Raw genomic sequence first — 23,654 nt, 5'->3', positions numbered from 1 at the left:
ACCAATCGATGAGCGGGCACAGCAGAGTGTTCTGGCAACATGACTGACGGTGTCACCACGATGCAGCATCAGCATGGCGGTGAGCCGCCGGGCGTGGTTTTTGTCCTTTGTTTTATGGATAGTTTTCTGCATCAGGCGTCGTTCGGTTCTGGGTATTGGTGCTATGATCGACATTGCTCAGTCCGGCTGGTGATTTGGGATATTCAGCGATTGATCAGATCGCATAAACCGGACTGAGTTCCCTCTAAGGGATCTACTATTCCGAGCAGTTATTTAGATATCCCGTCCATTACAGGCGGGATTTTTGCCCTGCGTTCTTTGCATCCAGACAAAAAGCACAATCAGCTTATCAGCGACTGCGCAATCAGCCCGGCCGCCTGCCAGCAGAAATATTGTGATGTTCTAGCCGACAGCACAGCGATGAAAAAGGCGCTGGATCGGGCGATGAGTGAAGTTATCCCGATCAAGATGGTTTACGCTCTGACCGCGACCTTGGTGCACCAGATTGACCGCTTCAATTTTGAACTCTTCGGGATAACGTTTACCGCTCATTGGCACCTCCCTTTGAGTTCTTTGAGTCATCTTAAATGGCTCTGAGGTGTCTGTTAAACCCGTGGCGATTCATTTAGTCGTCTTCATTATTCTCCAAAGTTAAATATCTTCAGATTCAGTTCTAATTCAGAACCGCTCCATTCCAACCTTCTATTAAAACCTCCCCACCACCCGTTCCCTCAACCACCTGTGCCCCAAATCCCGGTGCGATCGCGCATGCCATAGCATCACCAGCTCAAAGCCCGGGATCGCCATCGGGGGCGGCACGGTCATCAATCCCGGCATCATCGCCGCCACTCTCTCCGGCATCAACGCGACCAGGTCAGTCGTGCTCAGCACGCTGCCCATCAACAGAAAGTGGGGTACAGAGAGTACCACTTTCCGGCTCAATCCTCTGGCTTCCAGCACGCTATCCGTCACCCCACAAAAGCCGCCGCCGTCTGGCGACACCACCACATGCTCCAGTGCGCAGAGCGCTTCGGCGGTGATAGCAGAATGCAGGGCGGGATGACCCTGACGGCCTGCTACCACATAGCGCTCCTGAAACAGTGGGCGGACATGTAATCCCTCTGGCACGCCTTCACGCAGATGAAGCACCAGATCGACCGTGCCTTTTTCTAACTGCTGTGCAATCAACGCAGGTTTCATATCCAGAATGGCAAGCCGGGTGCCCGGCGCTTCCTGACGTAAGGTATTCATCAACGGCACCAGCGTGGTCTGCGCACCATAATCCGTGGCGGCAATGCGCCAGGTGATGTCTGCCTCTGCCGGCACAAAAGGTCCCGGCTCGGCTACGACTTCATCGATTCTGGCAACTAGTTCTTCAAGCGAAGGGCGTAATCCTTCTGCTCGTGCCGTAGGGCGCATACCGTGAGAAACCGGAATCAGTAGCGGATCGTTAAATAAAGTACGCAGGCGTTCCAGCCGGGCACTGACGGAAGGCTGGGAAAGGTTTAACCGTTCAGCGGCACGGCTGACGCTGTTTTCCTGTAGCAGGACGTTTAACGTGATCAACAAATTCAGATCGGGCTTCATGGTATCAGTCCTGTCTATAGCGACTATCCGCTCCTTTACTTTTACTGATAGCACAATCAGGCGCAGGCTACCTGTCTCTTTTATCAACACGGGATAGTTTATGAATGTGTTAATCGTTGTTGCTCACCCTGAACCCCGCTCGCTTAACGGTGCGCTGGCGCGTTTTTCCGTCAGTCATCTGCAACAGCTGGGCCATCAGGTGCGCGTTTCCGATCTCTATGCCATGAACTGGGAGGCGCGCGTAACGCCTGCCGACACACAACATCGCCAACATGTCGAACGGTTTACTCCCTCACTGGAATCCACTCAGGCTTTTGAAGGCGGCTTTCAAAGCGAAGACATCCAGCAGGAACAGGAAAAACTACTGTGGGCCGATGCGGTGATTTTGCAGTTCCCGTTATGGTGGTTCTCGATGCCCGCCATCTTGAAAGGCTGGATCGATCGTGTTTATGCCTGCGGGTTTGCCTACGGCGTAGGCGTAGGCGAACATTCAGATACGCACTGGGGCGATCGCTACGGTGAAGGTACGCTGGCAGGGAAGCGCGCCATGCTGGTGGTCACGATGGGCGGATGGGCGTCGCATTACGGTCCTCGCGGCATCAATGGGCATATTGATGACATTTTGTTTCCCATTCAGCATGGCATTCTGTTTTACCCCGGCTTTGACGTGCTGCCGCCGTTCACGGTTTACCGTACCGGCCGGATCGATAGCGTACGTTTTGATGCGCTGTGTCAGGAACTGAGTAAGCGGCTCGATAACCTGTTTATTACTTCACCTGTTGGCTATTATCGGCAAAACGGCGGGGATTACGCGATCCCCGAGTTAACCTTGCGTGACGATCTGGCTGCCGGTGAGCATGGCCACAGAATCCACATTCGCCAAGGCTGAGGGCAGAACAGGGCAGAGGCACGTCGTCTGGCTTATCTGCCCTGTTTGCATCGATTTCAAAATAACCCTTGCATGCAACGCGAGGATGTGACCTAATGAATCGTCGGTTTGATTAACAGACGCTATCAAAGTAAGTATCTACAGCAGTTCTCATCTCTAAGCCTGTCGCGAGACATTCCTTCTTTTTGAGTCTTCTCTTACGTTCTGATTGAAATCTGTTCTCAGGCCATTACGCCGGAAGGCTCAATTATTTAAGGAATTAAACATGTCTAACAAAATCCGCGGTACCGTTAAATGGTTCAACGCTGAGAAAGGCTTCGGTTTCATCTCTCCTCAGGACGGCAGCAAAGATGTATTCGTACACTTCTCTGCAATCCAGGGTACTGATTTCCGTACTTTAGATGAAGGTCAACAAGTTGAATTTACAGTAGAAAATGGTGCTAAAGGCCCAGCTGCTGCAAACGTTGTTGGTCTCTAAGGACTGAAAATTACGCGTTTCAAGTGTCCTCACTGTAATGGCTCGCAGTACCGTACATCACATTTCGATATGACAAGAGCCAACCCGCATGGAGCAAAATGCATTTTTTGCAAAACGGTCGTTGTTCAGATTAACGCGACAAGGATTGTAACTCAGAGTCAGCCACAGGCGCTCTGAAAAGGCTAAAGAGCGTTATAGCGTTGTGCATTTACCGTAATCAAAAAGGCTGCCAGTGGCAGCCTTTTTTCATTCCCTTTTCGCGAAATGTAGAAGCCGGTTTCCAGGCTGCGCTTATACCATCAGCACAAGAACGCCAGACAGGCTATCACCATTGCAATCCAGCTCAGCTGACGTAAACGCCCGCGGAACAGGGGCTTACGTACGACAGGAAGCGCTTCACTCTGCATTTTCATAGTCTCATGTATTGAACGTTAGGTGACAGCAGGGCAGGGTTGTGCTGCCCGCTACGTTTTAGCTTGCGGCTTCCAGCGCTTTGAAAATGACATCCGACAGTTCGTTTAATTCGAACTTGGCAACATAGCCATCAGCCCCGACTTTGCGAACGTGATCTTCGTTAGCACTGCCCGAAAGTGAGGAGTGGATCACGACGGGAATATGACGCAACGTGGTGTCGCGCTTGATGTTACGCGTGAGCGTAAAGCCGTCCATTTCCGGCATTTCTAGGTCGGTTAACACCAGCGCGATCTTGTCGTGAATGGATTCACCCTGCGACTGAGCCTGCTGGTGGATCGCTTTGATTTTTTCCCACGCTTCCAGGCCGGTGTTACACATGACGGCAGGAATGCCCATGCTCTTCAGGCCCTGCTCCAGCAACTGGCGGGCAACTTTGGAGTCTTCAGCCACAATCGCGACGGAACCGGGCTTCATTTTATACTGACGCTCTTTCGGCGCTTCTGGCTCCACGCCACGAACGGACGGGATGATGTCATAGAGAATCTGTTCGACATCCAGCACCATGGCCAGATTGCTTTTTTGTTCGTCGTCATCCAGGCACGCGATACTGGTGATGTTACGTCCACCGATACCGGCTTCAGCGGTATGAACCTGGCTCCAGTTAAGACGCACGATGTTTTCAACGGATTCGACGGCAAACGCCTGCGTGTTACGCGCGTATTCGGTCACCAGCAGCAGGTTCAGTCCCGTTTCAGGCACGCAACCGGCTACCGCAGGCAGGTCAATAACAGGAATGAACTGTCCGCGAATGCTCGCCATGCCCAGCAACGGCGAACGCATACCCGCAGCTTTCGTAATCGGCGGCATCGGAACAATTTCACGCAGTTTAAATACGTTTATCCCAAACAGCTCTGATTTACCTTTTAACTGGTCAGAGCCAAGGCGAAACAGCAGCAGCTCAAACTTATTCGATAAGGCGAGATTCGCTCTCTCATCGATCTCTTTCTGAAAATTATCCATCGTTGCCTCAGCGTCAGCGCAGCAGGTGAAAAAGGGTGTGATGAAGTTATCGGCAGCCTTCGGAAAAAGGTGAGAGGGGAAAACGCACGTTAAGAGATTATTGTGCCAGGCTTAACAGTGAGAACGCAGCATGGATACTTTTCCCTGTAAAGGAGTAAGCGATGAAAAAATTAGTACTGGCGACCTTACTGGCGGTAGCGACCACAGGGGCTTACGCGGAAGAAGGTGGCTTCAAGGCAGGTGATACGCCGCCGCCACAGCATAAACAGGATGCAGGCTACAAAGGGTCAGAAGACACAGGACAGACGCACATCGATCAGATTCGTGACTTTCGGCAGGGCGGTTACGTCACGCTGGAAGGTTATATCGTAAAAAAAGTCGCGGACAATAATTATCAGTTTCGTGACAGCACCGGCACTTTAACCATTATTGCGCCGAAGAAAACGTTCGATGGCAAAACCTATTCCGCTGACGACAAAGTTCGCGTCAGTGGTAAAGTGCACGGGAAAGGTGACAAAACCACGCTGCACGTTATGCGGATCGATGAGCCATAATCGGCAGGGCGAGAATGATTCTCGCCCTTTCTTTTAGTCTTTCAGCAGTACAGCCCGGCAGGTTTTGCCTTTGATTTTGCCCTGCTTAAGTTTGACCAGCGCAGATTTTGCCTGAGCCGCTTCAATCGCTACATAAGCGTGCGTCGGGGTGAGATCAATCTTACCGATCTGATCGGCGCGATAGCCTGCTTCTCCTGTCAGCGCACCCAGAATATCGCCGGGCCGAATCTTGGCTTTACGCCCACCATCAATGCAAATCGTCATCATGGCTGCCGGCAACGGTTTACTGCTTTTCCTGAGCGCACTGGCGGCAACCCATGGCAGCTTCTGCTGCAGGAAATCTTCTAACGCATGCGCGCGCGCCATTTCATCGGCCGCGACAAAACTCACGGCAGCGCCTTCTTCGCCCGCCCGCGCGGTACGGCCGATACGATGCAGATGCACTTCGGGATCCCACGCCAGCTGGTAGTTCACCACCAGCGACAGCGACTTGATGTCCAGGCCGCGGGCCGCGACGTCCGTCGCCACCAGCACGCGACCACTGCCGTTAGCAAACCGGATCAGCACACGTTCGCGATCGCGTTGTTCGAGATCGCCATGCAGGGGCAGGGCGCTGATATCGCGGGCGTTAAGCGCGGCGGCAATATCATCACATTCGCGTTTGGTGTTGCAGAACACCACACAGGACGATGGCTGGCGTTCGCTGAGCAGGCTAATCAGCAGCGACAATTTTTCGCCGTGCGTCGCTTCAATAAATTGTTGTTCGATTGCCGGCAGTTCGCTGACCTCTTCCGTCACGACGCTCAGCGCATCACGTTGAAAGCGCTGGCTCAGTGTTGCAATGCCGTCTGGCCAGGTGGCAGAGAACAGCAGCGTCTGACGCGCGGCGGGCGTGGCGGCGATAATGGTTTCCATATCGTCACGAAAGCCCATTTCCAGCATCCGATCGGCTTCGTCCAGCACCAGCGTGCGCAGACTGTCGAGCTGCAGCGTTTCGCGCTTGAGATGGTCAAGAATACGGCCCGGCGTACCGACCACAATCTGCGGCGGATGCACCAGCGAATCGCGCTGCGCACTCATGGGCTGGCCGCCGCATAAGGTCAGAATTTTGATATTGCGCGTGAAGCGCGCTAACTGCCGCAGAACGTTGCTGACCTGATCGGCCAGTTCTCGCGTCGGACATAAAATCAGCGCCTGAGTCTGAAAACGCGCACTGTCGATATGATGCAACAGGCCAATACCAAATGCGGCCGTTTTGCCGCTGCCGGTTTTTGCCTGCGCACGAACGTCGCGTCCGGCTAAGATAGCGGGCAGCGAGGCGGCCTGAACCGGCGTCATGCTGGTATAGCCCATCTCGCGCAGGTTATCGAGTTGACTATCGGGAAGAGAATTAAGCGAGGAAAAAGCGGTCACGGGTGCGGCCTCTGCGGCTGTAAGTTGGGGCATCATTGCGAGCGCAAGTCTGTCAGAAAGCGTACACAACAGCAATGTTAACCTGCAAACCCTGCGCCGGGCGGCGCTTTTATCTAAGAATAAACTGAAGATGAAAAAGATTAGTTGGGAAATTTTAATCAATTAAAGCGTCAGGTGTGAAACCGCTTACATGGACTAAGTCATTAAGATTAAGAATGTTTTTTCTAATATTTTCTTTGTAATACACAATTTTAAGTTAATCAGATTATTCCACATTTGCGACGGAATTAACGCATTAATAATGCAAAAGTATCGCCAGAAGAGAAGATGAAAACGACTTGTAAACGCCTTTATATTGAGGAAGATACATCGATATCACTACTGGCAGAGGATTTTTTCATTGAATAATATCCCGCAGATCTTGCATGAAGACGTACTTAAAATCGTAGGTCGTGCAGTCCTGACATTGCATCTCTATGGGGAAAGCTTATCGGCAGATAAAGTGGCCTCTATGATTGGATGTTATGCCGAAGACGATCCGGTGGCTTCTGATGGCGCCCATCTCTATACGCTTGCGATGGCGTTAATGTCACAGACGAGGGAGGCTCGGGTTTAGCGTCGCCTTCATTCGGCTGTCCGCGCCCCATGCCAGCTCTCTGACAGGGGGCGCGTCCGCATCTGCACGCGGTTTCTGGTTTTACAGAGTCCTTTACCACTGCCTGTCAGTGAAAAACTCACTGCCAGTGCAGATCCGCAAATGTCACCAGTGCCTCTGCCAGCTGGCGCTGAAGCGCGTCATCCGGCTGGCGACAGAACATCGCCAGCTCAAAAGTGTCAATCACCGGCAAGCCCTGCTGGTCGCCCAGCACACGGTGTGCAGGCAGACGACAGCTGGCAGGCAACAGCGTAACGCCCAGGCCCTGGGCACTGGCGGCAGACAGGGCCACAAGGCTGGCACTGCTGTAACCGATGCGCCAGCTGCGGCCCAGCCCATCCAGCGTCTGGCAGATCTCCTCGCGATAAAGTCCCTGTTGAGGAAACAGGACCAGCGGCACCGGGGAATGCTCAAAGCAGGGATATGCGGCGCTGTCCAGCCATAACAGCGGCTCGGGTCGGGAAGCCAGCGGGCGTTCACCGTAAGGTTGCTTAATCAGCATGATATCCAGTTCCTCCCGCTGCCAGGCCCGACGTAGTTCTACCTGCATCCCGCTCATCACATCCAGCCGCATATGGGGATGTTCGCGACTGAACTGCGCCAGCAGGGCTGCCGTGGGGGCCGCAAAATCTTCCGGAACGCCAAGCCGCAGCACACCATCGCGCCACTTATCGCTCAACACATCGAGTGCTTCGCCATTCAGGGCAATGATACGGCGGGCATAACCCAGCAGCTTATCGCCTTCCTCCGTGACGGTTACCTGATGTGATGAGCGGGCCAGCAGTGCTTTTCCCACCTTCTCTTCCAGTCGCCGCACCTGCTGGCTCACTGTTGATTGCGACAGGTGCACGCGATCGGCGGCACGGGTGAAGCTGGCGGTTTCGCAGACCGCAACAAAGCTCAGAAGCTGCTGGGGCGTGAACATAGGCTGGCGATTCATTTTTCCACTGCCTGTCATGATGATATTCCATTTCCAAATAGTAACGACAGCTGCCAGGCTGACAAGGTTTACTTCCAGGATGGCCCATGAAAAAAGAGAATATTGTGATCGTTACCGCCCTGGTGCTGGCGGGACTGAATATGCGTCCACTGATGACCTCCGTCAGTCCGTTGCTGGATCAGTTACGCGAAAGCATTGGACTCTCCGCCTTGGCAGCGTCACTGCTGCCTGCGATTCCCATGATGATGATGGGAGCGATAGCGTTAATCAGCGCACCACTTATGCAGCGTGTTCAACTGCGCGGACTGCTGTGTGGCGGACTGGCGCTGTTAGTGTTGGCGCTCCTCAGCCGCCTTTTTGTGTCGCAAGGCGAATCGCTGGTAGGGAGCACGCTACCGGGCGGCATTGGTATCGGGATAGTGCAAATGGCGATGCCGGGCTTTATCCGCCAACGCTTTCCACAACGCAGTGCGATGATGACCGGGCTGTGGTCTGCGGCCCTGATGGGCGGGGGCGGACTGGGTGCCGCATTAACACCGTGGTTAAGTGCTCACCTGAGCTGGCAGATGGCCCTCAGCAGCTGGGCCGTGCCTGCGCTGCTGGCCATCCTGCTTTGGGCGTGGATGCCCGGGGTGACGTCGCCAGCGCGCGCATCGGTCGTGATGCCTTCACTATGGCGCAACGCGCGCGCCTGGATGCTGGCGCTCAGCTTTGGTTTAGTGAATGGCGGTTATGCCATTTGCGTGGCATGGTTGCCTGATTTCTACCATCAGCTCGGCTGGAGCGCACAGGCGGGCGGAAGCCTGTTGGGCGTGATGATTACCTGCCAGGTCGCCGGGGCGATGGTGTTTCCGCTGTTGACGCGCGGCCCGGATCGGCGGCCGCTGTTGCTGTTAACGCTGATTTTTCAGCTAAGCGGTATGCTTGGCCTCCTGTTTGCACCGCTTTACCATCCATGGCTGTGGGTGGGCATGGCGGGCGTGGGGCTGGGTGGTGCCTTTCCCCTGGCGCTGGTGCTGGCGCTGGACCATCTGGCGCATCCGCAGGCGGGCGGGCTACTGGTGGCGTTCATGCAAGGGATTGGCTTTATTATTGCCGGCAGTATGCCGTTTATCGCCGGTCAGTTGCATGCACTGACCGGGGATTTCTCCACGATCTGGTGGCTCCAGTGCGGCGTTACGATTGGGCTGGTCGGGTTGAATCTGCGTTTTCATCCGCAAAGTTACAAATACGCCTTTCCACAACCGTGATTGGTCCGACCAAAACAGCTAAACCTTTTCAGTGCTTCACATAACGTTAAAATTAAAGCCGTAACTGTTGCCTTGGTTTAACAGTGGGTTAAGTATCTGTAACGGATAAGCCCCAACTGGCAAAATTGGTAGGACCAATAAGCAGAGCGGGCGTGACAGATGCGCCCTGTGTCTATGCCCGTCGCGCATCGCTCTCATCACCTTTCTGGAGATAACGGCATGCAGGTCTGGCAGCAAAATTATGATCCGCTCAATAACATCTGGCTCTCCAGCCTGATTGCGTTGTTACTGCCTGTTCTGTTTTTCTTTAAGCTAAAGATGAAAGGCCATCAGGCTGCCACCATCACTGTCATGCTGGCGCTGGGAGTTGCGCTGCTGCTGTATCATATGCCGTGGCAGCAGGCGCTGGCCTCAGCGGCCTACGGCTTCCTGTACGGTCTGTGGCCCATTGCCTGGATTATCGTGGCCGCGGTCTTTGTCTATAAAATCTCGGTCAGGACCGGGCAGTTCGATATCATTCGCGCGTCCATCTTGTCGATCACGCCGGATCAGCGCTTACAGATGCTGATTGTCGGTTTTTCCTTTGGTGCCTTTTTAGAGGGCGCGGCAGGCTTTGGTGCGCCGGTGGCGATCACGGCTGCGTTGCTGGTAGGGCTGGGTTTTAATCCGCTTTATGCCGCAGGGTTATGCTTGATCGTGAATACTGCGCCGGTGGCGTTTGGTGCGATGGGTATTCCCATTATTGTGGCGGGGCAGGTTACCGGTCTGGACAGCTTTGCCATCGGTCAGATGGCCGGACGCCAGCTGCCTTTTTTAACCGTCATCGTGCTGTTCTGGATCATGGCGATCATGGATGGCTGGCGCGGGGTGAAAGAAACCTGGCCGGCGGTGATGGTTGCGGGTGGGTCGTTCGCGATAGCACAATTCCTGAGTTCAAATTTCCTGGGCCCGGCGTTACCCGATATTATCTCTTCGCTGGCATCACTGGTTTCCCTGACTCTGTTTCTGCGCGTCTGGCAGCCGGTTCGCATCTTTCGCTTCAGCGATGCCGAAAATCAGACGGCGACGCAACCCGCACGTCAGCAGACGTATACGACAAAGCAGGTCATTCGCGCCTGGATGCCCTTCCTGTTTCTCACCGCAACGGTAACGCTGTGGAGTATCCCGCCCTTTAAAGCGCTGTTTGCCAAAGGGGGTGCACTGGCCAACTGGGTGATGAGCATTCCCGTCCCTGGCCTGCATGACTGGATTACCCGGATACCGCCGGTTGTGGCACAGCCCAGCGCCTGGCCAGCCATTTTTAAACTGGATCTGCTGTCTGCAACCGGCACTGCCATTCTGATTGCGGCAATTGTGGCGATTATCTTTCTGAAAATGAAACCCAGAGCGGCAGTCGGGACATTTGTCGAAACACTGAAATCCCTGATGTTGCCCATCTACTCCATTGGTATGGTGCTGGCCTTTGCCTTTATCTCGAACTACTCGGGTTTATCAGCCACGCTGGCGCTGGCCTTAGCGCACACGGGCCATGCCTTTACCTTTTTCTCCCCCTTTCTGGGCTGGCTTGGCGTGTTTCTTACCGGTTCGGATACCTCCTCCAACGCGCTGTTTGCCGCGTTGCAGGCCACCACGGCGCAGCAGATTGGCGTTTCCGATATCCTGCTGGTGGCAGCGAATACCACGGGTGGCGTCACCGGTAAAATGATCTCTCCCCAGTCGATCGCTATTGCCTGTGCAGCGGTCGGTCTGGTCGGCAAAGAGTCCGATCTGTTCCGCTTCACAGTAAAGCACAGCCTGATCTTTACCGGGCTGGTTGGGGTGATGACCACGCTGCAGGCTTACGTTTTTCCCTGGATGATCCCATGACACCAAACGATCCCTTACCGATGCGGCTTAAGCACTATATCCGCGATCATCAGCTTGAGCCGGGCATGCGTTTGCCCGCCGAGCGTCAGCTGGCGGCCGCGCTGGGCGTTTCCCGTTCGTCGCTGCGTGAAGCTATTCAGCAACTGATCAGCAGCGGCGTTTTGATGAGTCGGCGCGGTGACGGTACCTGGCTGCGTCAGCCGCAGGAGCCCTGGTCTGAGCAGCGCATCGTCGAGCCCATTCGTCAGCTTCTCGCCAACGATCCGGACTACCGTTACGACATTCTTGAAGCGCGCCATGCGATAGAGGGAAGCACGGCCTGGCATGCGGCGCTACGGGCTACCGAGTCAGATAAAGAGCGTCTGCGGTACGCCTTTGATGCCACGCTGGCGATGAAAGAGAGTGACGATCCCCATCTGGCCGGGCAGGCCGATCTGCGCTTTCATCTGGCCATCGCAGAAGCCTCACATAACATCGTGCTGCTGCAAACCATGCGGGGATTATTCGATTTACTGCACTCGTCCATGCTGCACAGTCGTAAGCTGATGTACATCAGACCCGTGATTTTTGACCGCCTGACCGATCAGCACCGGGCGATGCTCGACGCGATTTTAGTGGGCGATGCCGAGGCTGCCCGGTCAGCCGCCATGGATCATCTGGGTTTTGTTCACACCACGATGAAAACACTTGATGAAGACGAAGCCAGGCAGGCGCGAATTACGCGTTTGCCGGGTCATGACCTGCCCAATCACAAGGAAAACCGCTGATGATCATCTCTGCCGCCAGTGACTATCGCGCCGCCGCGCAGCGCATTTTACCGCCTTTTCTGTTTCATTATCTGGATGGCGGTGCCTATGCAGAGCATACGCTACGGCGGAATGTTGCCGATCTGTCAGACGTGGCGCTGCGCCAGCGCATTCTCCGGAATATGTCGGCGCTCAGCCTGGAAACCACGCTGTTCAGTGAAACGCTGTCCATGCCCGTCGCGCTGGCACCGGTTGGGCTGTGTGGCATGTACGCGCGTCGGGGGGAAGTGCAGGCCGCGCGCGCTGCGGCGGGCAAAGGGATTCCGTTTACCTTATCGACCGTCTCCGTTTGCCCGATTGAGGAAGTGGCACCGCAAATCAGTCGGCCCATGTGGTTTCAACTGTATGTGCTGCGCGATCGCGGCTTTATGCGTAACGCCCTTGAGCGGGCAAAAGCGGCGGGCTGTACCACATTAGTATTTACCGTTGATATGCCAACGCCGGGCGCACGCTATCGCGATGCGCACTCGGGCATGAGCGGCAAGCACGCGGCCCTGCGCCGCTACTGGCAGGCTGTCACGCACCCACGCTGGGCACTGGATGTTGGGCTACAGGGCCGACCACACGATCTGGGCAATATTTCCACCTATCTGGGCAAACCGACCGGGCTGGAAGACTATATTGGCTGGCTGGCAAAGAATTTCGATCCGTCGATTTCCTGGAAAGATCTGGAATGGATCCGTGAGTTCTGGGACGGGCCAATGGTGATTAAAGGCATTCTGGATCCGGAAGATGCCCGCGATGCGGTGCGGTTTGGTGCCGATGGCATTGTGGTCTCAAACCATGGCGGACGCCAGCTGGACGGCGTGTTGTCTTCGGCTCGTGCCTTACCGGCCATCGCGGATGCGGTGAAGGGGGATATGACGATTCTTGCCGACAGCGGCATCCGTAATGGGCTTGATGTGGTGCGCATGATTGCGTTGGGCGCAGATACTGTTCTGCTGGGACGGGCCTTTGTTTACGCGCTGGCCACACATGGCCAACGTGGCGTCGAACATCTGCTGACGCTGATTGAAAACGAAATGAAAGTCGCGATGACCTTAACAGGCGCGAAGTGTATAGCCGATATCAACCAGACGTCGCTGGTGCAGGCGAATGCGTTGCTGGGCGAAGTGGCCCTGCATCCGGCCTCATGCCCGGCAAACTGAGCGACGTTGTCTATACTTACCTTCTTTACCAACAGGAGGAATGATATGACCATTCATAAGAAAGGTTCGGCGCATTGGGAAGGCGATATCAAAGGCAAAGGCACAGTCAGCACAGAAAGTGGTGTACTGAACCAGCAACCTTACGGCTTTAACACCCGTTTCGAAGGGCAGAAAGGCACCAATCCGGAAGAGCTTATCGGCGCAGCACATGCCGCCTGTTTTTCAATGGCACTGTCGCTCATGTTAGGTAACGCAGGCCATAAACCTGAAAGCATTGATACCAGTGCCGATGTGTCGCTGGACAAAAAAGGTGAAGGCTTCGCGATTACGAAAGTGGCGCTGACCAGCACCATCTCGCTGCCGGGCATTGATAACGACACCTTTGATGAAATCATCAATAAAGCTAAAGCCGGCTGTCCGGTTTCGCAGGTGCTCAATGCAGAAATCACACTCGATTACACGCTGAATAACTGATTGCGTACCTGAGTCGCCTTCTGGCGGCTCCCGCAGCAATCTTGCAGCATCCGGATGCGCCTCAGGGCGCATTTTCGCTTTCTTCAGAGGGACACTGAAATGGCAAAAAAGACGGAAAAGGGGTGCGGGTTTTGCTGAGCATGGGTGGCGGACTGCTGCTGATCCACAGGGCCGCAATGCTATGGGGCTGAAAACCTGGCTGTCGCGCCACAAACTCGGCGTGTTGCTGATGGTGGTACTGCTGCTGGAGGTAATCTGTTTCCTTCTTACCGCCTCGTGGCTGCCATGGAATGCATGACAGCAATCAGGCGTAAATCTCTTCACTCCGCTTCACACGTACATCCGTGCGCGCAATACGGTACGCCTTGCCGGGATCGCCCGCGACAAACTCAAACGTAGGTGAGTAGTAAAACGGCAGCCAGCCACCGTATCCGCTTTCCCATTCCCAGCGAACCGGACAGGGCCACAGAATGCCTTCATACAAAATGTAATAAACCCAACGCCCGGTAGGACGGCGGGGACGACTACTTTTCATGGGATTCACGACTGTGTTGGTGTAGAACAGCTTATATTTTGAACGTTAAGCGGCAACCTTGCAATGTCATCGGCTACTTTTTGTGCCATTCGCCCTGTACCGCTTTCTTAACGATGCACTTCGCCACATATCAGCACGACGTTAGGACGCACTTTATGGATACGATTTGCCATGACTTCACAGGCGGTTTTCGTCGGATAAATGCGTTCTGATACCGGTAAAGCTTCACAGGCATCGTGTCCACACGCGCTGACCAATAACACAAAACCAATTAACATAACCGACTCCTTATCCCGGTCCGCGTACTGCGAGAAGGGTGAGTGTTCCTTTATATATCACCAGTATAGCTAATTGCCGTCGGACGCCCGTGTCACGGCAGTCGGTATCGGATTGCTCTGAGCAATTATACGCGTTCCCCGCTTATCAGGCAGTGAATTCTTACCCATCACTGCGATGGACAGCGCCGACGATATGGGTGGGCGAACCGCCGTTTTATAGCTTCAGCATGACGAGAAACGGGCTTCCTGATAAGGCTTATTCAGGTGTTTATTCGTCCTGAACCTCTTTAATGCTCGCGTTTTGATATTTCTCACACTTCTGATAAGCAAATCTGAAACCGGTTGCAGAAAATTTTCACCCTGTGTATTCGTTAATCATTCACCACAAAGAGGAATACACCATGACGAAGATTTTACTGTGCTGTGCTGCGGGTATGTCCACCAGTATGGTGGTACAGAAAATGGAAAAGGCGGCGCAACAGCAAGGGCTGGACGTCGAGATAAAAGCTGTGGGGATTGAAGAGTTTAGAGACGATATCGCCGATTACGACTGCTGCCTGCTCGGGCCACAAATCAAATACAAGCTGGCCGATTTTCAACCGATCGCCCAGCAATACAGCAAGCCGGTTGCGGTCATCAACAGTATGGATTACGGCATGATGAATGGTGAAAAAATATTAAGCGACGCACTAAAGCTTATTCATACCTGACACCAGGGAGGTCCGGGATATATCACGCGAAATCCGCACTGCGTCAGGCAGGTTACTCTCTTTTGCCTCAGCAAGGAGTCAGGCAATGAGCCACTTCAGTGAATCTCTATTCGGCGTCATCGAAAACCGTATTAGCCCACTGGCGGGCCGTCTTTCCAGCCAGCGTCATGTCATCGCTATCCGGGACGGATTTATCGCCTCCATGCCGTTTCTGATCGTGGGCTCGTTTATGCTGCTGTTTGCTCATCCGCCTTTTTCGGCAGACAGCAGTTGGGCGTTCGCACAGTGGTGGCTGGGCATGGTAAAGGCGCATGAAGAGCAAATCATGATGCCGTACAACATGACGATGGGCATTATGGCGCTCTATATCGCCAGTGCCATCGCCTATAACCTGGCAAACAGTTACAAGATGAATGGCTTTATGGCGGCCAGTCTGTCGCTGATGGCGTTTCTGGTGGTGGCGGCACCGCAGAGCGGCAAAACGTTGCCGGTTGGTTCGCTGGGCGGGGAGGGCATTTTTACCGCCATTCTGGTCGCGCTCTTTGCGACGGAGCTGATGCACGTTCTGCAGAAATACAACATCGGTTTCAAACTGCCCGAGCAGGTGCCGCCGAAGATCCGTCAGTCGTTCGATCTGCTCATCCCGATTATCACGATTTTTATTACGTTGTTTCCCCTGAGCCTGTGGGTACAGGCGCAGTTCGGCATGTTGCTGCCTCAGGCCATCATGGCCATTTTCTCGCCCATCATCTCTGCCTCTGATTCGCTGCCTGCCGTGCTGGTGGCGGTACTGCTGTGCCATCTGCTGTGGTTTGCAGGCATTCATGGGGCGGTGATTGTCGGGGGCATATTGCAGGCTTTCTGGCTGACCAATCTCGGTCTGAATCAGCAGGCGCTGAACGCGGGAGAACCCATCAGCCACGTGTTTATTGAACCCTTCTGGCAGTTTTTTATTGTTATCGGTGGCTCCGGTTCGACGATGGGGTTGGTGTTGCTTTACTTGCGCAGTCAGTCAGCACATCTGCGATCGATTGGAAAACTGAGTGTGGTGCCCAGCATGTTCAACATCAACGAACCGGTGATTTTTGGTTCACCGGTCGTGATGAACCCCATTCTGTTTATCCCTTTTATTCTTGCCCCGTTAGTCAACGCCGTCATTGCCTGGATCGCCACCAAAACGAACCTGATTAATCACGTGATCTCACTGGCTCCGTGGACGACGCCCGCCCCCATTGGGGCCGCCTGGTCAACCGGCTGGGACTGGCGCGTCATTGTGTTGATTGCCGTGCTGGTTATGGGGTGGCAATCATTTCTGCACTAATCGGAGAACATGTGAATTGAGCGTCAGCCCTTGAGCTGCGCGGGATTGAAGGGATTTAGAGATTTTGCACTGGCCGCAATAAAATGACCGAAAAATGACTTTTTTGCGATCTATTTTGCATTCGAATGACTTTAGTTTGAGCGAGTTTGAAAGGCGTTTAAACGGATTTTGAGAAATCCATCACGCACTTAGCTTAAGTCAAATAAATCATAAGCTGAAACTATTACAAACTGATTAGTACCAGCCTATTCTCATTTATCCAGCCTGCCTCTTTTCGGATGCTAGGCTGTCGGCGGGTGTTTGCTTCGAATTATCGGCACCACACTCTCTGGCCTTATCATCAGCGCGAGCCGCTTCCTCTGGCGTTCTGGGCTGTATGCCGAGGATTTTCTCCTTAACAACATTATCAAGCTGCATAAGCCTTATGTTGTTCTCATCCAAGAGGTAAAGGACGGTCTCAATTCCTTTACGGCCCAGAGTGACCGCCAGTTGCTGGCGCTCGTCAGGTGATAAAAAGTCAAGCATCTGAGACAGTAAATCACCAGTTCGTGTTTTTGGTTTTTCTACTGGTGATTCACCCTCCCCATATTTCAACCATTCTAAGCTCACCCCTTCGCACGAGGCTATGCGGGTTAAAAGATTATCTCGTGGCATTGGTGGCTCGGCGTCATTTTTAAAGTAGCTGTTCAGCGTATTAATATTGATCCCCCAAGCCCTAGCTGCGGCACTTCTAGAGCTATACCTCATTGCTAACCGAGAGATCCTATCAATTACAGGTTCTTTTGCCTCAACAGCAAAAGAACGTTGGCGTTCTTTTCTCATGACACGTTTTATTCCCTATAAAGTGCAAAAAAATCAGCACCTTAATTAAGAAGCAATAAAATAACGAAAAATACCTTGATGTCGTGTTTTTCGTGATCAATACTTTACCCACAGAGATAACCAACTGGTTATCCCTTTGGTTAACTTTTTAGGATAGATGAACCATGAACCAAAAAGAAGAGCTGGGTGTGGATTGGCATCCTGAAGACATCAAATCGGGGTTACACAAGCGTGGTCTGTCGCTCAGTGAACTGAGCCGCAGAAATGGTTATGCGCCAGGTTCTTTGAAGTCAGTTCTGCGGACGCCCTGCAAGCCTTATCAGCGCATCGTTGCGGATGCGCTGGGTGTGGCACCAGAAATCATCTGGCCAAGCCGCTACCAGGCTGAAAGTTATATTCAGAGGGCATCCTGATTATGTTTTTTGTCGCTAAAGAGCTGGTAGGTATTCCGGGTCTTCCGGTGACCGAAAAAGGTATGCGCGAAGCATTGAATCGCTATACCGCAGGAAATGAGAGCTTATTGCGCCGCCGTGAAGGCACAAAAGCCTTTGAGTATCACATTGACTGTCTGCCTGATGCGGCGCGTGAGGTGGTTAAGCAGCGGTTACTGCAGCGGGTTATTGAGTCTGATGATGCTGGTGAGGTGGCTGTGTCTGCGGGGGTGGTGGCTAAGCCCCGGCTGGAGCTGCGGCTGATGCAGGATTGTCCGGCGCTGGCAAAGCGTGAGGCGGGCAAGCTGACTGAACAGCAGCGTAAGGTTGCCGATGCGCGCTGTGTGCTGGTGATGGAGGTTGATCGCCTGCGTTCCCTGGAGGGGATCAAAGTAACCCGGTCAGGTGCCATTGCTCATATCTCTGAGCAGTCACGCATTGGGTTCAGGTCTGAGCGCCTGCAGCAGGCGGCTGATTTGGCCAATGCCCGTAAGGGTAAGCGCTCCGGTGTCAGTGTTCGCAGCCTGCAGGACTGGTACTCGCTTTACCATTCAACAGAAAACAGTATTGAAAGACTGGTGCTTCTGGCGCCCGGTCAGCCTAAAAAGCTGCGGCCTGATGATTGCGCCTGGTGGATAGCCTTTAAGGAGTATTACGGCACACCAACGGGTGATTCCATCAAAGCCACCTGGCGCAGGTTTAAAAAATGGTGGGAGGAGCAGTATCGCGATCAGCCAGCGGTGCTGGCGGCCATGCCCTCTTACGATATTGTGCGCCGGATGCTGAAGAAAGAGCCGCTTTATAAGCGTATGCGGGGCCGGGTCAGTGGTTCTGCTGCCAGGGCGTATGACGTCTACAGCAAGCGCGACTGGTCAGTAATGCCGGTTAATGGCATCTGGATAGCGGATGGTAAGTCGCTGGACATGAAAGTATTACACCCGATTTATAACCGTCCGTTCACGCCGGAGCTGACCCTGGTTATTGATGGCCGGACACGCGTAATCGTTGGGTGGAGCCTGTCATTATCAGAAAACCGCTTTGCGGTAGCGGAGGCTTACCGTCACGGCATGGAGAAATACGGCAAACCGCTGTTTGTGTATTCCGATAATGGCGGCGGTGAAAAAAATAATATGCTCGATGCAGCGGTTACCGGGATATTTCCCCGCATGGGGATAACGCACATGACGGGTATTCCGGGGAATCCGCAGGCGCGCGGCATTATTGAGCGGCTTAATGGCGTGGTGCCTGTCGCCATAGCGCGGCGGTTCGCCACCTACAACGGCCACAACGTTGATCCTGAACATCAGCGGGTAATGAGTAAAAAAATGGTCAGCCTGACCCATGCCCTGCGTCAGGGTAAAGAGCTGACCACCGAGCAAAAGCGAACGCTGGGGCTGATACCTGACTGGCAGGCACTGACGGTGGCCATTCAGGATGAGATCGACGCCTACAACCGGTCACATGAGCACAGTGAACTGCCAAAGGTGAATGGTAAGCACCTGTCGCCACTGGCGTATCGCAGGCACGTACTTGAAAGTGAGGGTGATGATATTGAGTACCTTACCGCGAACGATCTGCACGATATGTTCCTGCCAGAGGAAACCCGCACGGCAGCGCGTGGATGGATTCAGCTGGGTACGAATAATTACTTTGCCAGAGAGCTTATTGAGGTTGACCAGGAAAAAGTGCGCGTTGCCTTTAATCCGCTGGATGCAAAAGAAGTGTATATCCGCAGGCTGGATGGCACGTTTGTCTGTACGGCGATATGGAACGGCAACACTAACGCACCGGTGCCGCTGACGAAAGTTGATAAAGCCCTCCATGAACGCGCCCAGCGCCAGATTAAGCGTGGTCAGGCAGTGATACTGGATGCGAAAGATTCGCTGCGGCCCGCTATTGAGCACAAGCCCGATGTGGACTTCGGCTTGTTATCAACGCCTCAGCCAGCAGAGGAAGAAGAGGAAATCTACTTATTTGCCAGCCAGGAAAAGTTCGCGGCTAAAAAAGCCGGAAACTATTAAAAGGGTATTTAAATGAGCATTAAAGATAATTTAATCCAGTTTATGGAGAGGAGCGGCTACACCCAGAAACAGGTAGCGGCTAAATCCAAATTAAGTACAGCCACGGTTTCTCAATATTTAAGTGGTAGCTATAAAGGCAATATCGCTACAACTGAAACTAAGTTGCGTGAATTCCTGATGCGTGAAGCCAAGCGTCTGCACGGTGATGTTGAATTTGTACCAACCACGCTGGCGAAAACAGCGCTGGAGGTAATTGACAATATCCATTCAGACTGCGATATCGGCGTGATCTACGGTGCTGCAGGTATGGGTAAAAGCATGGTGCTCCGGGAGTATGCCCTGCGGGACAGCGCGGCCATCCTGATTGAAGCTGATCCGGGTTATACGGCCAAAGTACTGCTGCAGGAGCTGTGTATCAAACTGCGGGTTAAGAAAACCACCGGGACCATCCATGAACTGAGTGAGCGATGCGTGGAAGCGTTAAAGGGAACGGGCTGGATTGTGCTGATTGATGAAGCTGAGCTGCTTCCCCACCGCGCACTGGAAGTCATGCGGCGCATACAGGACCGGGCGCGGTGCGGTCTGGTACTGGCGGGCATGCCACGTCTGCTGCTGAATCTCATGGGGTCCAGAGGTGAATACGAGCAGTTATACAGTCGCGTCAGTCTGGCTCTGGACCTGGACGATATGAAGCAGCTCAGCGAAGAGTCCGACTTTACCGACATCCTGAACAATATCCTCAATAGTGGCCTGCCAGATTATGAGCTGACGAGTGATGTGCTGCAGGCATTCAGAAAAGAGTCAGGCGGCAACTATCGCCGCATGTTCAAGCTGGCACGCTCAGTGATACGCGCTAATAAAGAGCGCAGGCTGGCAGTATCACCTGCGGTAATTGAGAAATTTGGGAAGATGTTAATTAAGCAGCGAGGATTATTTTAATGAACGCAAATGTAATTAAAGAAGTTGAAGCACTGAATAGAATTCAGGCACGTAATAATTTTCCGGCGGTTGTTGATGAAGACGAAAAAGGCTCAACCTTTATACCCGTAAAGCGCTTGAGCTGACTCACAACGAATATAAAGAATGGCTATTGCTAAATCCATTTTGAATTAAATAAGGAAAATATCATGAAAGTTCAGGTTAAACGCGGTTTTGTTGAGGTTAATAATAATTTCTATTTTTCGCCTAAGTTGTGTTGCCTTGAGGGCGTATATGTCGAGGTCTCAGTCTGGCGTGATGACGAGATCGATGTGTATGTGGATGGCAAATTCTATTGCGAGGCGGCTTATTACGTTGGGCGGTCCGCCGTGTCGCCGATGAAGCCCGCAGACAAAGACCGTTTAGAGCGCGAAATGCGCACTGGTGCGTGCCAGTCATCGCATTACCCGATGACAGATGAATTGCCACTCCCGCCAGAGAATTTCCGCTGCCGCTCTGCTGTTGGCGATGAAACGGCACTACAGCGAGAGATTCGCAGAACGCGGCGTCTTTATCGTCAGCTTCAGCGGAATACTGGCGCAAATAAAGAGAAATTCGATGTAAGGCCCGCTCTTGTGAATATCAGAGAAGGGCTGGATGCGTTAATTAATTATCTGGATGTAGAGGCCCGGGGAGAATCTTAATCATGGAAAAGCAGGTTATTAACTGCATGCACTCTCGCGGCTTGTCAGGGGTTAATGCAGGTGGCCTTGGGCGTGTTGTGGGTCGCAGCCAGCGTAATCTCCCTGTGGTTTATGCCGTTCCACCTGCTGAGGGGATCGCGGTGCCTTATATAGAAGTGCCTTATGTGTTGAACGGTGTGCCGGGTGTGCGGCGCGTGTCGATTGTTAACGGATGTCGGGTGATGTGGGGTTAATTATGGTTACTCAACGGCTTAATGCCTATGCCTCGTTCATTGAGCGCTGCCGCATTAATGACACCCCTACAGCATCGTTTGTTTGCCCTTACTGCGGAAGTACGCTTTGGACCCTTGCTGCTCCTCCGGGTGAGGTATGGACCAGCCTCTGTTCATGTCCTTTTTGCGACGGGATGTTCGGTAAGGTGGTTAAAGGTCTGCGTGTTAAAGTTGCGGTGGTTAACGACTCAGGTGGTAAACAGAATGCCCTTGAAAATATTAATTGAAAATGTGTGGGGTTAATTATGGCGGCAAAACTTGAAGTGATTATTACTGAGCAGAACGGACGGATGGAATTTGACATCAAGGGATCGGGAGGCCGCACGCCGCGTGAGGAGGCGCGTCTGGTGATGATAATTGCCGCAATTAAGGCCCTTTTCAGCGACTCTGACAGGCAGGCGGCAAAATGTAACTGCCCTGCATGCAAAGAGAGCCGCGAACGGGAGGCTGAAAATGAGCGTCCGAATCTGCATTGACGTTGAATTAAATGAAGCGGGGTTTGTGATTACCCCGAAAATTAACGTCTGTCCTGATAATCACACCGTGTCCGAAATGAATATTGCCACCAGTACCGTGAATTATGCGGTGAATCTGGCTGCGCAGTTTGACCGGTTATTCATGAAAGCGAAATCAGTTAACGGAGAAACGAGTTATGTCTGATGCTGAGAATGCGGGCACTTACGTTAATGACGCGCCGGGGCAAGGCTGGCTGGCGCGAGTGGTGGTTAAGCTCATGCGTGGTGCTGACGGGCGGGTCAGTTATCAGGTTCTGGGCGATACCGTTATCGATGACGTTAATGATGAAATTAACGTATTCGGCGCGAGATTAACAGAGGAGTGTCTGTTGGCTTGCCTTAATAAATTTGGAAATAACGGAGCTAGATACTATGACTGCAATTAATCGTAATGTTGTTGTGCCGGAAGGTTATATGAAAGACCGGAAAGGCCGTCTGGTGCCGGTGTCTCAGGTATCAGCGTATGACCTTGAGATGGACGCTTTTGTGCGCACCCGTGTGGCTGAGGCAAAGGAGAAAAGTCAGATGATGGCGCAGTTTAAGCAGGCGTCTTTCAGTGACTGCTACGCCTGGATGGCGCTGGCCAGCGAGAAGCACGGTCGCAAACCGGGCGGTGTTAAGGGTAACGTGACCTTCTCAACCTTTGATGGCAGTCAGCAGATCAAGATTGCCGTGCAGGACCGCCTGACGTTCGGGCCGGAACTGCAGATTGCAAAAGACATGATTGATGAATGTCTTAAAGCCTGGTCTGAAGGCGCAAACGAAAAGCTGCTCACTTTAATCACGGATGCATTTGATGTTGATAAGGAGGGAAAACTGAATACGGGGCGCATTATCTCGCTGCGTCAGCTGGATATTCAGGACGACCTCTGGCAGCAGGCGATGGAGGCCTTAAATAAGGCACTGGTGGTGTCTGTGACCTCAACCTATATCAATTTCAGAGAGCAGGGGCTTTGTTGAATAAATGGATTTTATGCTGTGGTACTATGAAAACGGTTGTTTCAGATAACATAAAATCAATGCGTTACATGCTTGCGTATGACGGTGTTCTGTCTGGCATCAGCGTTTTCTACCAAAACAGTGCAGACAAAACAGAATGATTACCTATTATTCAACAAAGCCGAGAGCAGGATGAAAATGGGAAGCTAATCAACATCCCGCTTGATATCGCCGGGGTGTGATATGCGTAATCCAGCCAGTGGTAAATATATGAATCAGTATGCCCGTTATGCCACGGGTGCAGTCAGGGCGGAACGTGAGAGCCGGTATGGCGATGCGGCGTTTCTCTGGTTAAAGGCACAGACCTCGCCCTGCAATACCGCACACCGGGTCTGGGCTATGCTACGCCATAAGTTCTGCACCCATGCTGATAAACGGAAATGGGCTTTGTTGAATAAATGGATTTTATGCTGTGGTACTATGAAAACGGTTGTTTCAGATAACATAAAATCAATGCGTTACATGCTTGCGTATGACGGTGTTCTGTCTGGCATCAGCGTTTTCTACGTAAGCGTCACATTTAAACCGTCTGTGCAGCGGGCTCCGGTTCCGGGAAAATAGTGTCCATCATTTTTTAATGGACACTATCGCGTGAAACACCGGACATGGCTCCTTGAGGCGCTTCGCCTCCATT

Annotated in this window: 30 protein-coding genes and 1 pseudogene; 22 read left to right on the top strand and 9 right to left on the bottom strand. The window is 53.0% G+C overall.

The window, feature by feature from the left end:
- The 3 genes and pseudogenes from F7Q90_RS20045 to F7Q90_RS20035 all read right to left on the bottom strand — a co-directional run.
- Positions 1-174, bottom strand: a pseudogene (locus F7Q90_RS20045) (IS630 family transposase); the annotation flags it as partial.
- Between the two features lie 228 nt (positions 175-402).
- On the bottom strand, positions 403-552 hold the full coding sequence (locus F7Q90_RS26750) for a hypothetical protein (RefSeq protein WP_006118070.1): 150 nt from the start codon (positions 550-552) through the stop codon (positions 403-405).
- A gap of 153 nt (positions 553-705) precedes the next feature.
- Positions 706-1,587, bottom strand: a complete 882-nt coding sequence (locus F7Q90_RS20035; protein WP_006118071.1) for a LysR family transcriptional regulator — start codon at positions 1,585-1,587, stop codon at positions 706-708.
- 100 nt (positions 1,588-1,687) lie between these two features.
- Between F7Q90_RS20035 and F7Q90_RS20030 the strand changes: the two genes are divergently transcribed.
- From F7Q90_RS20030 to ymcF, 3 genes are all read left to right on the top strand, one after another.
- A complete protein-coding gene (locus F7Q90_RS20030; RefSeq protein ID WP_006118072.1) occupies positions 1,688-2,476 on the top strand; it encodes an NAD(P)H-dependent oxidoreductase in 789 nt (262 codons plus the stop codon).
- A gap of 265 nt (positions 2,477-2,741) precedes the next feature.
- On the top strand, positions 2,742-2,954 hold the full coding sequence (cspE, locus tag F7Q90_RS20025) for a transcription antiterminator/RNA stability regulator CspE (RefSeq protein WP_006118073.1): 213 nt from the start codon (positions 2,742-2,744) through the stop codon (positions 2,952-2,954).
- Between the two features lie 3 nt (positions 2,955-2,957).
- Positions 2,958-3,131 carry a cold shock small protein YmcF gene (ymcF, locus tag F7Q90_RS27300; RefSeq protein WP_085980082.1) on the top strand — a complete coding sequence of 58 codons (174 nt, stop codon included), beginning with the start codon at positions 2,958-2,960 and terminating at the stop codon, positions 3,129-3,131.
- A gap of 294 nt (positions 3,132-3,425) precedes the next feature.
- Here ymcF and F7Q90_RS20015 read toward each other — a convergent pair whose 3' ends face one another.
- Positions 3,426-4,388, bottom strand: coding sequence for a chemotaxis protein (locus F7Q90_RS20015; RefSeq protein ID WP_006118075.1), 963 nt, complete (start codon positions 4,386-4,388; stop codon positions 3,426-3,428).
- Positions 4,389-4,549: 161 nt separating this feature from the next.
- Between F7Q90_RS20015 and F7Q90_RS20010 the strand changes: the two genes are divergently transcribed.
- Entirely contained in the window at positions 4,550-4,942 is a 393-nt protein-coding gene (locus F7Q90_RS20010; RefSeq protein ID WP_006118076.1) for a YgiW/YdeI family stress tolerance OB fold protein, read from the top strand.
- Between the two features lie 33 nt (positions 4,943-4,975).
- Here the strand turns inward: F7Q90_RS20010 and dbpA are convergent, their stop codons facing one another.
- Both dbpA and F7Q90_RS19995 read right to left on the bottom strand, forming a co-directional pair.
- On the bottom strand, positions 4,976-6,355 hold the full coding sequence (gene dbpA / locus F7Q90_RS20005; RefSeq protein WP_006118077.1) for an ATP-dependent RNA helicase DbpA: 1,380 nt from the start codon (positions 6,353-6,355) through the stop codon (positions 4,976-4,978).
- Between the two features lie 734 nt (positions 6,356-7,089).
- Positions 7,090-7,950 carry a LysR family transcriptional regulator gene (locus tag F7Q90_RS19995; protein WP_044241546.1) on the bottom strand — a complete coding sequence of 287 codons (861 nt, stop codon included), beginning with the start codon at positions 7,948-7,950 and terminating at the stop codon, positions 7,090-7,092.
- Positions 7,951-8,036: 86 nt separating this feature from the next.
- Between F7Q90_RS19995 and F7Q90_RS19990 the strand changes: the two genes are divergently transcribed.
- The 5 genes from F7Q90_RS19990 (at position 8,037) to F7Q90_RS19970 (ending at position 13,494) form a co-directional block, all read left to right on the top strand.
- Positions 8,037-9,200: a cyanate transporter gene (locus F7Q90_RS19990; RefSeq protein WP_006118079.1), complete on the top strand. Its 1,164-nt coding sequence runs from the start codon at positions 8,037-8,039 to the stop codon at positions 9,198-9,200.
- A gap of 219 nt (positions 9,201-9,419) precedes the next feature.
- On the top strand, positions 9,420-11,066 hold the full coding sequence (gene lldP, locus F7Q90_RS19985) for an L-lactate permease (protein WP_006118080.1): 1,647 nt from the start codon (positions 9,420-9,422) through the stop codon (positions 11,064-11,066).
- A complete protein-coding gene (gene lldR / locus F7Q90_RS19980; RefSeq protein WP_006118081.1) occupies positions 11,063-11,833 on the top strand; it encodes a transcriptional regulator LldR in 771 nt (256 codons plus the stop codon). The genes lldP and lldR overlap by 4 nt, the downstream gene beginning before the upstream one ends.
- Positions 11,833-13,020: an FMN-dependent L-lactate dehydrogenase LldD gene (gene lldD, locus F7Q90_RS19975; protein ID WP_006118082.1), complete on the top strand. Its 1,188-nt coding sequence runs from the start codon at positions 11,833-11,835 to the stop codon at positions 13,018-13,020. Before lldR ends, lldD begins: the two co-directional genes overlap by 1 nt.
- Positions 13,021-13,065: 45 nt before the next feature.
- The gene (locus tag F7Q90_RS19970) at positions 13,066-13,494 is read left to right on the top strand and encodes an OsmC family protein (protein WP_006118083.1); all 429 of its coding nucleotides are present in this window, start codon (positions 13,066-13,068) and stop codon (positions 13,492-13,494) included.
- A gap of 304 nt (positions 13,495-13,798) precedes the next feature.
- Here F7Q90_RS19970 and F7Q90_RS19965 read toward each other — a convergent pair whose 3' ends face one another.
- Positions 13,799-14,029, bottom strand: a complete 231-nt coding sequence (locus F7Q90_RS19965; protein ID WP_006118085.1) for a hypothetical protein — start codon at positions 14,027-14,029, stop codon at positions 13,799-13,801.
- A 107-nt stretch (positions 14,030-14,136) separates the two neighbouring features.
- Positions 14,137-14,307, bottom strand: coding sequence for a hypothetical protein (locus F7Q90_RS26745; RefSeq protein WP_006118086.1), 171 nt, complete (start codon positions 14,305-14,307; stop codon positions 14,137-14,139).
- A 401-nt stretch (positions 14,308-14,708) separates the two neighbouring features.
- Here F7Q90_RS26745 and F7Q90_RS19960 point away from each other — a divergent pair, with 401 nt between their 5' ends.
- Entirely contained in the window at positions 14,709-15,017 is a 309-nt protein-coding gene (locus F7Q90_RS19960; RefSeq protein WP_006118087.1) for a PTS sugar transporter subunit IIB, read from the top strand.
- An 85-nt stretch (positions 15,018-15,102) separates the two neighbouring features.
- Positions 15,103-16,338, top strand: coding sequence for a PTS sugar transporter subunit IIC (locus F7Q90_RS19955; protein WP_006118088.1), 1,236 nt, complete (start codon positions 15,103-15,105; stop codon positions 16,336-16,338).
- Positions 16,339-16,593: 255 nt separating this feature from the next.
- Here F7Q90_RS19955 and F7Q90_RS19950 read toward each other — a convergent pair whose 3' ends face one another.
- Positions 16,594-17,160 carry a hypothetical protein gene (locus tag F7Q90_RS19950; protein ID WP_044241436.1) on the bottom strand — a complete coding sequence of 189 codons (567 nt, stop codon included), beginning with the start codon at positions 17,158-17,160 and terminating at the stop codon, positions 16,594-16,596.
- A gap of 164 nt (positions 17,161-17,324) precedes the next feature.
- Here F7Q90_RS19950 and F7Q90_RS19945 point away from each other — a divergent pair, with 164 nt between their 5' ends.
- From F7Q90_RS19945 to F7Q90_RS27930, 11 genes are all read left to right on the top strand, one after another.
- Positions 17,325-17,573: a helix-turn-helix domain-containing protein gene (locus F7Q90_RS19945; RefSeq protein WP_006118089.1), complete on the top strand. Its 249-nt coding sequence runs from the start codon at positions 17,325-17,327 to the stop codon at positions 17,571-17,573.
- 2 nt (positions 17,574-17,575) lie between these two features.
- A complete protein-coding gene (locus tag F7Q90_RS19940) occupies positions 17,576-19,612 on the top strand; it encodes a Mu transposase C-terminal domain-containing protein (RefSeq protein ID WP_006118090.1) in 2,037 nt (678 codons plus the stop codon).
- 12 nt (positions 19,613-19,624) lie between these two features.
- Positions 19,625-20,551 (top strand): AAA family ATPase, encoded by a 927-nt coding sequence (locus tag F7Q90_RS19935; RefSeq protein ID WP_006118091.1) that lies wholly within the window; start codon positions 19,625-19,627, stop codon positions 20,549-20,551.
- Complete coding sequence (locus tag F7Q90_RS27665; RefSeq protein ID WP_006118092.1) at positions 20,551-20,676, top strand: hypothetical protein; 126 nt, start codon at positions 20,551-20,553, stop codon at positions 20,674-20,676. The genes F7Q90_RS19935 and F7Q90_RS27665 overlap by 1 nt, the downstream gene beginning before the upstream one ends.
- Before the next feature lie 63 nt (positions 20,677-20,739).
- Entirely contained in the window at positions 20,740-21,234 is a 495-nt protein-coding gene (locus F7Q90_RS19930) for a Mu transposase C-terminal domain-containing protein (protein ID WP_006118093.1), read from the top strand.
- 2 nt (positions 21,235-21,236) lie between these two features.
- Entirely contained in the window at positions 21,237-21,467 is a 231-nt protein-coding gene (locus tag F7Q90_RS19925) for a hypothetical protein (RefSeq protein WP_006118094.1), read from the top strand.
- A gap of 284 nt (positions 21,468-21,751) precedes the next feature.
- On the top strand, positions 21,752-21,982 hold the full coding sequence (locus F7Q90_RS19920; RefSeq protein WP_006118095.1) for a hypothetical protein: 231 nt from the start codon (positions 21,752-21,754) through the stop codon (positions 21,980-21,982).
- Positions 21,960-22,166, top strand: coding sequence for a hypothetical protein (locus F7Q90_RS19915; RefSeq protein WP_006118096.1), 207 nt, complete (start codon positions 21,960-21,962; stop codon positions 22,164-22,166). Before F7Q90_RS19920 ends, F7Q90_RS19915 begins: the two co-directional genes overlap by 23 nt.
- The gene (locus tag F7Q90_RS19910) at positions 22,159-22,407 is read left to right on the top strand and encodes a hypothetical protein (RefSeq protein WP_044241439.1); all 249 of its coding nucleotides are present in this window, start codon (positions 22,159-22,161) and stop codon (positions 22,405-22,407) included. The genes F7Q90_RS19915 and F7Q90_RS19910 overlap by 8 nt, the downstream gene beginning before the upstream one ends.
- On the top strand, positions 22,394-22,981 hold the full coding sequence (locus F7Q90_RS19905; protein ID WP_006118097.1) for a DUF3164 family protein: 588 nt from the start codon (positions 22,394-22,396) through the stop codon (positions 22,979-22,981). Before F7Q90_RS19910 ends, F7Q90_RS19905 begins: the two co-directional genes overlap by 14 nt.
- Before the next feature lie 222 nt (positions 22,982-23,203).
- A complete protein-coding gene (locus F7Q90_RS27930) occupies positions 23,204-23,581 on the top strand; it encodes an ANR family transcriptional regulator (RefSeq protein ID WP_052310107.1) in 378 nt (125 codons plus the stop codon).
- Positions 23,582-23,654: the final 73 nt, after the last annotated feature.

This window comes from Pantoea stewartii subsp. stewartii, assembly GCF_008801695.1.
In the GTDB taxonomy this organism is placed as follows: domain Bacteria; phylum Pseudomonadota; class Gammaproteobacteria; order Enterobacterales; family Enterobacteriaceae; genus Pantoea; species Pantoea stewartii.
Note: the sequence above shows the minus strand (reverse complement) of the source record. Positions and strands in the feature narration are given on the sequence as shown.

Bases quoted from the DNA above. Each gene is read 5' to 3' on its own strand.
- F7Q90_RS26750 (WP_006118070.1), bottom strand. From the start codon at position 552: ATGAGCGGTAAACGTTATCCCGAAGAGTTCAAAATTGAAGCGGTCAAT.
- F7Q90_RS20035 (WP_006118071.1), bottom strand. From the start codon at position 1,587: ATGAAGCCCGATCTGAATTTGTTGATCACGTTAAACGTCCTGCTACAG.
- F7Q90_RS20030 (WP_006118072.1), top strand. From the start codon at position 1,688: ATGAATGTGTTAATCGTTGTTGCTCACCCTGAACCCCGCTCGCTTAAC.
- cspE (WP_006118073.1), top strand. From the start codon at position 2,742: ATGTCTAACAAAATCCGCGGTACCGTTAAATGGTTCAACGCTGAGAAA.
- F7Q90_RS20015 (WP_006118075.1), bottom strand. From the start codon at position 4,388: ATGGATAATTTTCAGAAAGAGATCGATGAGAGAGCGAATCTCGCCTTA.
- F7Q90_RS20010 (WP_006118076.1), top strand. From the start codon at position 4,550: ATGAAAAAATTAGTACTGGCGACCTTACTGGCGGTAGCGACCACAGGG.
- F7Q90_RS19995 (WP_044241546.1), bottom strand. From the start codon at position 7,950: ATGAATCGCCAGCCTATGTTCACGCCCCAGCAGCTTCTGAGCTTTGTT.
- F7Q90_RS19990 (WP_006118079.1), top strand. From the start codon at position 8,037: ATGAAAAAAGAGAATATTGTGATCGTTACCGCCCTGGTGCTGGCGGGA.
- lldP (WP_006118080.1), top strand. From the start codon at position 9,420: ATGCAGGTCTGGCAGCAAAATTATGATCCGCTCAATAACATCTGGCTC.
- lldR (WP_006118081.1), top strand. From the start codon at position 11,063: ATGACACCAAACGATCCCTTACCGATGCGGCTTAAGCACTATATCCGC.
- lldD (WP_006118082.1), top strand. From the start codon at position 11,833: ATGATCATCTCTGCCGCCAGTGACTATCGCGCCGCCGCGCAGCGCATT.
- F7Q90_RS19970 (WP_006118083.1), top strand. From the start codon at position 13,066: ATGACCATTCATAAGAAAGGTTCGGCGCATTGGGAAGGCGATATCAAA.
- F7Q90_RS19965 (WP_006118085.1), bottom strand. From the start codon at position 14,029: ATGAAAAGTAGTCGTCCCCGCCGTCCTACCGGGCGTTGGGTTTATTAC.
- F7Q90_RS26745 (WP_006118086.1), bottom strand. From the start codon at position 14,307: ATGTTAATTGGTTTTGTGTTATTGGTCAGCGCGTGTGGACACGATGCC.
- F7Q90_RS19960 (WP_006118087.1), top strand. From the start codon at position 14,709: ATGACGAAGATTTTACTGTGCTGTGCTGCGGGTATGTCCACCAGTATG.
- F7Q90_RS19955 (WP_006118088.1), top strand. From the start codon at position 15,103: ATGAGCCACTTCAGTGAATCTCTATTCGGCGTCATCGAAAACCGTATT.
- F7Q90_RS19950 (WP_044241436.1), bottom strand. From the start codon at position 17,160: ATGAGAAAAGAACGCCAACGTTCTTTTGCTGTTGAGGCAAAAGAACCT.
- F7Q90_RS19945 (WP_006118089.1), top strand. From the start codon at position 17,325: ATGAACCAAAAAGAAGAGCTGGGTGTGGATTGGCATCCTGAAGACATC.
- F7Q90_RS19940 (WP_006118090.1), top strand. From the start codon at position 17,576: ATGTTTTTTGTCGCTAAAGAGCTGGTAGGTATTCCGGGTCTTCCGGTG.
- F7Q90_RS19935 (WP_006118091.1), top strand. From the start codon at position 19,625: ATGAGCATTAAAGATAATTTAATCCAGTTTATGGAGAGGAGCGGCTAC.
- F7Q90_RS27665 (WP_006118092.1), top strand. From the start codon at position 20,551: ATGAACGCAAATGTAATTAAAGAAGTTGAAGCACTGAATAGAATTCAG.
- F7Q90_RS19930 (WP_006118093.1), top strand. From the start codon at position 20,740: ATGAAAGTTCAGGTTAAACGCGGTTTTGTTGAGGTTAATAATAATTTC.
- F7Q90_RS19925 (WP_006118094.1), top strand. From the start codon at position 21,237: ATGGAAAAGCAGGTTATTAACTGCATGCACTCTCGCGGCTTGTCAGGG.
- F7Q90_RS19920 (WP_006118095.1), top strand. From the start codon at position 21,752: ATGGCGGCAAAACTTGAAGTGATTATTACTGAGCAGAACGGACGGATG.
- F7Q90_RS19915 (WP_006118096.1), top strand. From the start codon at position 21,960: ATGAGCGTCCGAATCTGCATTGACGTTGAATTAAATGAAGCGGGGTTT.
- F7Q90_RS19910 (WP_044241439.1), top strand. From the start codon at position 22,159: ATGTCTGATGCTGAGAATGCGGGCACTTACGTTAATGACGCGCCGGGG.
- F7Q90_RS19905 (WP_006118097.1), top strand. From the start codon at position 22,394: ATGACTGCAATTAATCGTAATGTTGTTGTGCCGGAAGGTTATATGAAA.
- F7Q90_RS27930 (WP_052310107.1), top strand. From the start codon at position 23,204: ATGCGTAATCCAGCCAGTGGTAAATATATGAATCAGTATGCCCGTTAT.